This is a genomic window from Heyndrickxia sp. FW510-T9, from assembly GCF_058781025.1.
In genome coordinates this window covers 1-1,599 of sequence record NZ_JBYSWK010000104.1, presented here as the reverse complement: position 1 = coordinate 1,599, position 1,599 = coordinate 1, and the positions used below count along the sequence as shown (strand labels likewise).

2 protein-coding genes are annotated in these 1,599 nt (G+C 35.4%); both read left to right on the top strand.

The features are described 5' to 3' along the window. Window positions 1-307: 307 nt before the first annotated feature. Window positions 308-739, top strand: a complete 432-nt coding sequence (locus AC3WJF_RS23015; protein ID WP_492456428.1) for an acyl-CoA thioesterase — start codon at window positions 308-310, stop codon at window positions 737-739. Window positions 740-1,106: 367 nt separating this feature from the next. Beyond that, complete coding sequence (locus AC3WJF_RS23010) at window positions 1,107-1,481, top strand: YciI family protein (protein ID WP_492456426.1); 375 nt, start codon at window positions 1,107-1,109, stop codon at window positions 1,479-1,481. Window positions 1,482-1,599: the final 118 nt, after the last annotated feature.

The window sequence follows — 1,599 nt, the reverse complement described above, 5'->3', positions numbered from 1 at the left end:
AGAAAAGAGCGCGAATCCTATCCATTTCAAAGATTATATACTTATACGAAAGCAACAATCTTTGCGAAAACAGCATTCGATAAAGAAAAGACTTTTTACGTGCAATGAGGTTGTACCATTTCCATTATTAATTGCAAATGGTATTAAGCATTTTTAGGTTGAGACAGTAACTAAGATTTTCATTCGTAAATAAGCTGATTTCCTTAGCGAACATTTTGGTTTGGGAACACTCCTATTAGAACATACAAATCCAATGGTATAAAATAAATGTAAAAGTAACGAGGAAGGAAGTATTGGAATGGATAACATGTATGTTGCGACGCAGGAAATACAAATTTCTTATGCTGACACCGATATGATGGGAGTCATTTATCATGCGAACTATATCAAGTGGTTGGAATTAGGAAGAACCAAGCTGATAGAAGATATCGGATACGATTATATGGAAATGGAGAAAGCAGGATTTTATGCTCCAGTTTATAATCTTGAAATTACATATGAACAGCCAGTAAAACTAGGTGATAAGGTTTTTGTGAAAACATGGGTGGATGTAAACCAAGGACTGCGTACAGTATACGGATTCCAAATTGTGAATGGCGAAGGGGAAGTATGTGCGAAAGGGACAACCACTCATATCGTTGTGAAAAAAGAAAATGGCAAATTCAAACCTGTACAATTTAAAAAAGCCTTTCCGGAATGGTTTCAGAAGTACGAGGAAATTAAGCCCAAAAAAAGGTGACCAAATGGTAACGGGTTCTGTTTTGAAGTACAAGTTTAAAAATAGCATATGAAAAAGGACATCAAAACGCATACTATTTCGGTGTCTTTTTTTGTTGATATAAAGGCATTTCATCGGTAAATGTTGTGAATTTGGTATACCAATTCGCATATGAAAAAGTTTAGCCATAGAACTTTCTATAACCAAACTATTTACAATACTTTTTAATGATCGAATTTAATTACATTGTAAAATAAATATTTAGATATTGTGAAGAAATGTACTTAAACAAACGGGAGTTCAAGAAGGAAATATTTAAAACTCATAGAATTTCTTATATACAAGACTCATTGATAAGCTATAAATTCAAATTAAAAGGAGATTAAAGATGAAATTCTTGTGTTTTGGTTACTTAAGTCCAGAGAAAATGAATGTTCTTCCGAAAGGTGAAATCGAAGCTATTATGAGCGAATGTAGCCCCCACCTTCAGAAATTTTATATGAGTGGTCAAGTGATGATGGATGTTGGTGTGGAAACGGAAGTCAAATCCTTACGGCGAGAGAACGGAAATATCAAGGTAACGGACAACGCTTTAGTCGAGTTCGACGAGAGAATAGGTAGTGTGTTCCTAATAGAGGCAAATGATATGGAAGAAGCAATACGTATCGCTTCTTTACATCCGACCACACAGTTGGATGCTGGAGAGGAATTAGGCTGGAGGATAGAAATTAGGCCAGTACACTATTTCGAAAAGAGTGAGTAAAAGAACGTAACCTTGCATTCCTTTAACGAGGAATGCTTTTCTTTATGGTTTCGAAAACCCCTGGCTATGCCGGGGGTTCTAAAGAGCTTCAAGCGTGGTATTAAAAAAACCTCACTTC